Here is an 8,394-nt window from a genome sequence, read left to right as displayed (position 1 = left end):
TACAGGGATTGTCGGAGAAGCGACAGTAGAGGTATTGGAACAATTAGCTAAGAACACGGATTTAATAATAGATGCGACCGATAATATGGAAATAAGAATGGTGCTGAATGACCTGGCAATAAAGCATGAAATTCCTTGGATATATGGTGCATGTGTAGGCAGTGCAGGTATGTGCTATACGATAATTCCAGGAGAGACACCATGCCTGCATTGTTTAATGAAAACCATACCGGTTACTGGAATGACCTGTGATACAGTAGGAATCATTGCCCCATCCGTTCAACTAGTGGTTTCCCATCAAGTAACCGAAGCACTAAAGCTATTAGTTGGAGACAAGGCTGCATTACGTGGAACCTTTTTGATTTTTGATTTATGGAAAAATGAATATCAAAATATAAAGGTTAGCCGAGCGAAAAGAATTGATTGTCCTACATGTGGAGAAAATCGTACCTATCCTTTCCTGGAAAAAGAAAATCAGACGAAGGTAGCCGTTTTATGTGGAAGGGAGACGGTACAGATACGTCCTTCTAATCCGAAAAATATCCCTTTTCCACAACTGGCAGAAAGTTTTCAAAAGAAAGGGTATACAGTGAGGCAAAATCCTTTTCTGCTATCTGTTCAGTTAGAGACAAACAGAGTAGTATTTTTTAAGGATGGAAGAGCGTTAATACATGAGACGAATGATGCTGTATATGCAAAAACACTTTACGATCAATTACTAGGTTAGATAGAAAAACCCTGCGTTGGGAAATACAACGCAGGGTTTTTCTTATTGTTCGAGAGAACCAACAATAACTAATTTACCAGTATCTAAAACTTCCTCGTATTTGGATGCTTCGGTTTCCGTTAATCCGACTGATTGCATCTTCGAACGCAATTCGTCTCCTCTTTTTCGGAAAACATTGCTAATGGAGTCAAGTAGACCTTGTTCTTTCATAGACACATTCCCTGTTTCAGTTGCAAGTGTTAAATCTTCTGAGCGATCTTTATCATGTGCAAAAATATAAATATTCTCTTTCTTGTAACCTTGGTTTTCTAGTGCGCTAATGATATTGCTAGCTTGTACACCATTTTCTACTACTTCAACTTTATACATACTGATAACCTCCTAATATAGTGGAATTTATCTATGTTTTTTATATAGCCTCCTGTAACCAAGATGAAACGTCCTTTTTGCTGGTAATATTTTCATCGTTTGCTAATTGGGAAATTATACATAGACAAATATCCCCACAATCGACAAATTTCCCTATATAATAAAGGCACAGAATAATAGAAATAGGAGGGTCAAATGGTAAGCAAGAAAGAAAAAAAACAAATCAATCGAGAGCTTAGCGCAGGAAAAAAGGAACAAGCAAGCACAACAATGGAGTTAAATAATAGAAGGGAAATTCGTTTTCCCCAATCTGGTTTATATAGAGTAAAGAATCGGATAAATAAAAAAATTATGCTTTTTTTAAGTATTTTAATAGTGTTTTTACTAGTCGGAATAGTTGGGCTGTGGAAGGTTGCTTTTCCGAAGGAATCGGTCGTAAAATCAAGTTCCTATATAGAGCAGATGAAGGATCTTTCAACATTAGCTACCTCTCAAGCTTTTGTGAAAACAATCCTAGAAAAAGAAGATAATGAGATTTTTGGAAAAGAAATTGAAACGAATGTACCTGGAACAAAGCGGAAAATATTGTTGGTTGTACCTGGAACCCTTACAGCTGGAGTAGATTTATCGGAAATGACAGAAGATCAACTTGAAATTGACGAAGAAGAGCAAAGCATCCATATTCATTTGGCTAAAGCAGAATTTCTTCAGGAGCCCTCTATTGATTTTGATGAAGTAGAAACCTATTCTGTTTCTGGTATTTTTAGAGGGGATGTGAAATGGGAAGAAGCCTATAGTTTAATGGATGAAGCAAAAGAACTCATGGAGGAAGAGGCAATAGAACAAGGGATTTTAGGGAAGGCAGAAGAAAATGCAAAAAAAATATTGAAGGAATTCTATGGAAGGCTAGGGTATACTGTTCAAGTTAGTTTTGCCGGAGAATAAAGGAGGAGAAGGTATGGCTACATCATGGGAACAATTACTGGAGCAAGAGCGCCAAAAGGATTACTTTATCCAATTAGAAGCATTTCTAGAAAAAGAGTACAGAGAAACTACTATTTATCCAAAACGTGGAGATATCTTTAATAGTTTATCGTATACCCCTTACGAAAAAGTAAAGGTAGTCATTTTAGGACAAGATCCTTATCATGGTCCTAATCAGGCACATGGCTTAAGCTTTTCTGTTAAGCCAGAGGTGAAAATACCGCCATCCTTAAAAAATATTTATAAGGAATTGCACCATGATTTGGGCTGTCCTATCCCCAATCATGGCTATTTAAAAAGCTGGGCAGATCAAGGAGTACTTTTGTTAAATACGGTTTTAACTGTTCGCGCAGGAGAAGCTAATTCTCATCGTGGAAAAGGATGGGAAGTATTTACAGATCAAGTGATAAAAATGTTGAATGACAGAGAAGAGCCAGTTATTTTTGTATTATGGGGCAATCCAGCTCAAAAAAAGCTTGCCTTTATTAATCAGGAAAAGCACGGCATCATCTTATCAACACATCCAAGCCCGCTTTCTGCACATAGAGGTTTTTTAGGAAGCAAACCTTTTTCTACGATTAATAGAATGCTTGAAAATAGGGGGAAAACTCCAATAAACTGGTGTTTAGATGATTTTTTTAAAAAAGAATAATATAATGAAGGAAATCTACATATGCAGTAACAGCTAATATAAAAACTAACTGCTAAGGTGTGTAGCTTCGTTCTTATGGGATTAGAAAGGGTATCGAATGGAACAGAATAAGGTGAATTGCTATAAATGTAAATTTTACTATGTTACATGGGATAGTCATTTTCCTAAAGGTTGTAAGGCTTTTCAATTTAAAGGAAGAACGATGCCATCCATTGAAGTAAAAAGAGCATCGGGACGAGAATGTCTTCGATTCCAAGCAAAAGGAGGGATGAAATGAATATAACAATCCAGCAATTATTAGCTAAAATAGAGGATCAGTTAATAGAAGCGAAAACAAGCAGTGCGGATGCAAGAATACGAGAAAGAATTTACGCGATTAAATCCTTATGCGAATTGGTTTTAGAACAAGAAGGAAAAGAAAGCATAGCTTATCAACAACCTGTTCAGCAACCATCCTTCCAAGCTGTTCAAGCACCAATAACCATTCCCAAACAAACAATACAAACAAATAAAATAAAAATGGAAGAAGGAAATGGCGATTCCTTATTTGATTTTTAGACAAGGAGATAAAAATGAAAGCTTTTATCATTATCGGAGCAATTAATGCACTATTATCCGTTGCTTTAGGAGCATTTGGTGCCCATGGGTTAGAAGGGAAAATTCCAGATAAATACCTTGAGACCTGGAAAACAGGGGTAACGTATCAAATGTTTCATAGTACTGGACTAATTATCATTGGTTTGCTTTTAGGAAAATTCCCAGAAAGCAGCTTGTTAAACTGGGCAGGCTGGCTGATGTTTATTGGAATTATTCTATTTGCAGGGAGCCTCTACGTATTGGCTGTTACCCAAATCAGAGTGCTAGGAGCAATTACCCCAATTGGTGGTGTAGCATTTTTGACAGCTTGGTTATTAGTTATTATTGCTGTTTGGAAATGGATGTGAAAAAGGAAGGGAATGATCCCTTCCTTTTTACTATGAGCTTAACATTATCTAGGCGGATATGTAGTTAGGTTTTGTGCTGCAACGCCATACGGATATTCATACTCAATTTCTTCATCAAATGTAACGTAATCAATATATAGCATTGGAATTAAATAACGTTTTCCAGTTTGGGGATCACTTAAGATAAGATGGTCTCTCCCTGCTGCTTCGATTATTCCTTTGAAAATTTTTGCATTCCAATCTTTGTTGTTTTCGAATGTTGCATATACCGTTGCAATTTTCCCTTTGTTAAGGCGTAAAATATTCTCGATATAAGATGCTTCAAGTGGCAGCTGCCCTGGTAGTGTAGTAGGTGTTGCACTTGGTGCAGGTGTAGGAGCAGGAGTAGGTGCTCCTTGCTGTATTGGTGCTTGTGGCTGATACATTTGCTGATTTCCATAGGTAGGAATTTGTCCGGGATAAGTCCCGTATCCCTGTGGATAACCATAGTTCCCATAATTAGACTGACTCATTTTCATCCCTCCATAGTCTTCTATTCAATCTTCACAACATACTTCCATCATTTCGAAGTTGACCATAAAAATTAGTGATAAGAAGTAGACGGTGAATGTTATTTCATTCATAGGTCATCGCTCACTATTTCATCCTATGAGGAAAAAGAATAAGTTATGACAAGGAGATGCAAATTTAATAGAAGAGTTAATAAGGAAGGTTAAGTTCGGTGAAGCTTGTTGCTTTTGAAGCTAAACAATTTAAATTGATAGAAGGTCGTTTAGGAGCAGGTGAGGGAAAGTGTGTTGCACAATCAATGTGCTTTATTAGAATCTAAAAAATGGAGTGTTCTCTAATAAGCTTCTACTCCGACTTAGATAACAACTATCTCTCGCCGTTTAGCTATTTAGAGAACTACTCCATTTTATGCATTTACGTGTAGATATTCTGTAATTGCCTCTTGTTTAAGAAGTGTTCCTACAAAGAAAGAGCCGAATTCACCATAGCGGGCGCTTACTTCATCAAAACGCATTTCATATACTAATTTTTTGAACTGAAGAACATCATCAGAGAATAATGTTACTCCCCATTCATAATCATCAAAACCAACGGATCCAGTGATAATCTGTTTTACTTTTCCAGCATATTGTCGGCCAATCATCCCATGGCTACGCATCAAGTCTTTGCGGTTTTCCATAGGAAGCATATACCAGTTGTCTTCTCCTTGACGACGTTTATCCATTGGATAGAAGCATACATAATTTGATGTCGGAAGAATCGGATAAAGTCTTGTTTTTACGTATGGATTTTCATACGGATCACTATCTGAATCAGAAGGTAGATAATTACTTAATTCTACTACAGACACATAGGAATGTGCTGGAATCGTAAATTCAGCTAATTTTGTTTTGTTGAATTCTGTTTCTAGCTGCTGTAATTCTTCCATAGTCGGGCGCAGAATCATCATCATAAAGTCTGCCTTTTGTCCTACAATTGTATATAGTGCATGGCTACCGCTATTACTTTCCTGAACAACGTTCCACTTTTCCAATAGTCCTAAAAATTCATTAATCGCTTCTTGTCTTTCCTCGCTAGGCAACATTTTCCAGGTTGTCCAATCTACAGTTCGGAAGTCATGAAGACAATACCAGCCATCTAATGTTTTTGCTGCTTCACTCATTTATATGTTCACTCCTTAGTTAAAACGTTAAATACAAAATAACTATATCATAGTTTCTCCAGATACAAACGGAATAAACCTTGAGATAAATGTGAACAAATTGTGTCTTCTAGAAAAAGAAGTTTGAATTAGTACAAAAAAGTATAAGGAAGATAAATATAGGGAAATATCAGATTGTATAAAGTGAATATGGGTATAAAAATAGAAAAGAAAGTAAGGAATATTCCTTGAAATTTTATCGTGGTAGAGTATCCTATTAAGTGTACATAAAAAGGAGGAAGAAATTTAATGAGTGATTTATTTGCAGGTTTAAAAGAAAAAGTAACTGGTCAAAACGTACGAATCGTTTTCCCAGAAGCACTAGATGAAAGAATTTTGAAAGCTGCTGGTCGTTTAGCAGAAGATAAAATTTTAATTCCTATCTTAATTGGTGACATAGAAGAAGTCCAAGCAAAAGCAAAAAATCTTGGTGTTTCTTTAGAAAACGCTGAAATTTATGATCCAAAAAAATATGCTCAATTTGATGCACTAGTTGCTTCTTTTGTTGAAAGACGTAAAGGAAAAGTAACAGAAGAAGACGCGCGTAAAATTCTTCTAGATGAAAACTATTTTGGAACAATGCTTGTATATGCTAACCAAGCAGATGGCTTAGTAAGTGGTGCGATTCATTCAACAGCTGATACTGTACGTCCAGCTTTACAAATCATTAAAACAAAGCAAGGCGTAAAAAAGACTTCTGGTGTATTCATCATGGTTCGTGAAGATGAGAAATATGTTTTTGCTGATTGTGCAATTAATATAACTCCAGACAGCCAAGATCTTGCAGAAATCGCTGTGGAAAGTGCGAAAACAGCAAGAATGTTTGATATTGACCCACGTGTTGCAATGTTAAGCTTCTCCACAAAGGGTTCTGCAAAATCACCGGAAACAGAAAAGGTAGAAGGAGCATTAGCAGAAGCAAAATTAAGAGATCCATTATTAGTAATTGATGGTGAATTCCAATTTGATGCTGCATTTGTTCCATCTGTAGCAAAACAAAAAGCTCCAGATTCTCCAATTCAAGGTGATGCAAATGTATTTGTATTTCCGAGCTTAGAAGCTGGTAATATTGGCTATAAAATTGCACAAAGACTAGGTAACTTTGAAGCAGTTGGACCAATCCTTCAAGGATTAAATGCGCCTGTAAATGATCTTTCTCGCGGATGTAACGAAGAAGATGTTTATAAATTAGCATTAATTACTGCAGGACAAAGTTTAACGAAGTAATTTTTAAAAGAAGGGCGTCTCCTTAAAGCTTGGGAGGCGTCCTTTTTGATTTTTGTTGTTTGGTCTTCACCTTTTCATATGCTTAAATTTACATATCATGAAAAGAAAATAATTTAATTGAGGAGGTTATCATGGGATGGAATTGAAATGGAAAAGAGAAGACATTATTTTTGACACATTATGGGAATCTGAAGTATGGGCAGACTCAATAGCAAATGAAATATATGGAGGAACGATTAATGGATATATAACTCCTGACTACAAAATAGCTTATGCACTTTCCTTTTTCTTAGGTTCCGTTCCTAAGTTCACTGTACATACCGAAAAAACGGCCATTAACAATACTTTTATTTACAAAATTTGGGTGACTGAAGTCCTTTATTAAGTAAAAGCAATTAGATGAAGGTTTTTCCTTATTTCTTCTCTTTGCTTTCCGTTTCTCTAGCAAAATTTCTAAGCAACTGTCTGGAGTGAAATGAAACGAACATCTTCTTACATTCCATTACATAAAAAACAAAAGATAGCTTTAGAAATAGTTCTTTTTTCGTTATAATAAATCATTGTTAATGAATAAAGAAGGCTATATCCCTAAAAAATAGGATAGATGGTTGCTAAAACAGAAGGAGCTAAGTGATGGTCGGCAATACTAGTTTATTAAAACAAGATAAATGGAGAATGATTGATCAGTCCACAACAGGATTACATGTATCGGCATTGCATTCCTTTGGCATGGATGATACTTTATGTTCTTCAGTTGGAAGCGGGATGGTACCAGCTACTGCAAGAACTTGGGTACATGATCAGACGATTGTGCTAGGAATACAGGATACGAGGCTACCCCACTTAAAAGATGCGTTAGCATTTTTAAAAGAGCAGGGTTATCAATCTATTGTCCGCAATTCTGGTGGACTTGCTGTCGTTTTAGATAAAGATGTGCTAAATATCTCTCTTATTCTTCCAGAACAGGAGAGACGAATTGATATTAACAGTGGCTATGAAACGATGTTTGAATTGATTAAATATATGTTTCAGGATTATGGAAAGACAATTGAAGCAAGGGAAATTATCGGTTCCTATTGTCCTGGCAGCTATGACTTAAGCATTGATGGAAAAAAGTTTGCAGGAATATCTCAGAGACGCTTAAGAAGCGGAGTGGCTGTTCAGATTTATCTTTGCGTAAATGGAAGCGGGCAGGAAAGAGCGGAAATCATCAAACAGTTTTACTCTTTGGGTCTTCAAGGAGAGACGACGAAATTTGATTATCCAGAAATAAAGCCAGAAGTAATGGCTTCTTTATCAGAACTATTAGGAATATCTCTAACAGTTGATCAAGTAATGACAAAATTGCTCCTTGCGTTAAAAGATCATGCAGAGTTTTTATTTGCAGATCAATTACAAGGAGAAGAGCTATCATTGTTTGAATCTTATTATGATCGCGTTGTGGAGAGAAATGAGAAAATTATGCAGGCATTTCGTTAAAAGTCAAAAAGAGGATAAGGAAGGGAATTTTCGTAAATTAAAATCCCTTTCCTTATCCTCTATTTATAATCGAGAATGTGCTGCCAACTCCTAAATCTTCTCTCTTTTTTGTTGAGACATGTTTCTACGCTCTGGTTCCTAACATACTAGCTCCAAGGGACCAGCGGCTGATGGGCTTCACGACATTTCCCTACGATAAGTCAACATCGGTTCACTGACGTTCACCGTGTTTCCTATATCTCAGGAAATGTCGCTCCACCCCACACGCCGCTAACCGGTCCCTTTCCGCTTTATAGTCAAT

At 36.4% G+C, this 8,394-nt stretch carries 11 protein-coding genes; 8 read left to right on the top strand and 3 right to left on the bottom strand.

Annotated elements, in window-relative coordinates; translation table 11 throughout:
* Positions 1-727, top strand: a 727-nt coding sequence (locus RTL21_RS18600) for a ThiF family adenylyltransferase (RefSeq protein ID WP_312098011.1), incomplete at its 5' end; no start/stop codon positions are given.
* 42 nt (positions 728-769) lie between these two features.
* Here RTL21_RS18600 and RTL21_RS18595 read toward each other — a convergent pair.
* Positions 770-1,096, bottom strand: a complete 327-nt coding sequence (locus RTL21_RS18595) for a YflT domain-containing protein (protein WP_312098009.1) — start codon at positions 1,094-1,096, stop codon at positions 770-772.
* Positions 1,097-1,291: 195 nt separating this feature from the next.
* Between RTL21_RS18595 and RTL21_RS18590 the strand changes: the two genes are divergently transcribed.
* From RTL21_RS18590 to RTL21_RS18575, 4 genes are all read left to right on the top strand, one after another.
* The gene (locus RTL21_RS18590) at positions 1,292-2,041 is read left to right on the top strand and encodes a DUF4230 domain-containing protein (RefSeq protein ID WP_312098008.1); all 750 of its coding nucleotides are present in this window, start codon (positions 1,292-1,294) and stop codon (positions 2,039-2,041) included.
* Between the two features lie 13 nt (positions 2,042-2,054).
* Entirely contained in the window at positions 2,055-2,732 is a 678-nt protein-coding gene (locus RTL21_RS18585) for a uracil-DNA glycosylase (RefSeq protein ID WP_312098007.1), read from the top strand.
* Between the two features lie 273 nt (positions 2,733-3,005).
* Positions 3,006-3,290, top strand: coding sequence for a YwdI family protein (locus tag RTL21_RS18580; RefSeq protein WP_312098005.1), 285 nt, complete (start codon positions 3,006-3,008; stop codon positions 3,288-3,290).
* Between the two features lie 14 nt (positions 3,291-3,304).
* Entirely contained in the window at positions 3,305-3,676 is a 372-nt protein-coding gene (locus tag RTL21_RS18575) for a DUF423 domain-containing protein (RefSeq protein ID WP_312098003.1), read from the top strand.
* Positions 3,677-3,720: 44 nt separating this feature from the next.
* Here RTL21_RS18575 and gerQ read toward each other — a convergent pair whose 3' ends face one another.
* Both gerQ and hemQ read right to left on the bottom strand, forming a co-directional pair.
* Positions 3,721-4,188 (bottom strand): spore coat protein GerQ, encoded by a 468-nt coding sequence (gerQ, locus tag RTL21_RS18570; RefSeq protein ID WP_312098001.1) that lies wholly within the window; start codon positions 4,186-4,188, stop codon positions 3,721-3,723.
* 404 nt (positions 4,189-4,592) lie between these two features.
* A complete protein-coding gene (hemQ, locus tag RTL21_RS18565) occupies positions 4,593-5,348 on the bottom strand; it encodes a hydrogen peroxide-dependent heme synthase (RefSeq protein ID WP_312097999.1) in 756 nt (251 codons plus the stop codon).
* Positions 5,349-5,636: 288 nt separating this feature from the next.
* On the opposite strand from hemQ, the gene pta reads away from it, so the two are divergent.
* From pta to lipL, 3 genes are all read left to right on the top strand, one after another.
* Positions 5,637-6,614 carry a phosphate acetyltransferase gene (gene pta, locus RTL21_RS18560; RefSeq protein WP_312097998.1) on the top strand — a complete coding sequence of 326 codons (978 nt, stop codon included), beginning with the start codon at positions 5,637-5,639 and terminating at the stop codon, positions 6,612-6,614.
* A gap of 142 nt (positions 6,615-6,756) precedes the next feature.
* A complete protein-coding gene (locus tag RTL21_RS18555) occupies positions 6,757-6,999 on the top strand; it encodes a hypothetical protein (RefSeq protein ID WP_312098032.1) in 243 nt (80 codons plus the stop codon).
* Between the two features lie 248 nt (positions 7,000-7,247).
* Positions 7,248-8,093 carry an octanoyl-[GcvH]:protein N-octanoyltransferase gene (gene lipL / locus RTL21_RS18550; protein WP_312097997.1) on the top strand — a complete coding sequence of 282 codons (846 nt, stop codon included), beginning with the start codon at positions 7,248-7,250 and terminating at the stop codon, positions 8,091-8,093.
* The last annotated feature ends 301 nt before the right edge of the window (positions 8,094-8,394 follow it).

This window comes from Niallia sp. (assembly GCF_031978665.1).
Taxonomy (GTDB): domain Bacteria; phylum Bacillota; class Bacilli; order Bacillales; family Cytobacillaceae; genus Niallia.
This window is presented reverse-complemented; position numbering and strand designations above follow the sequence as displayed.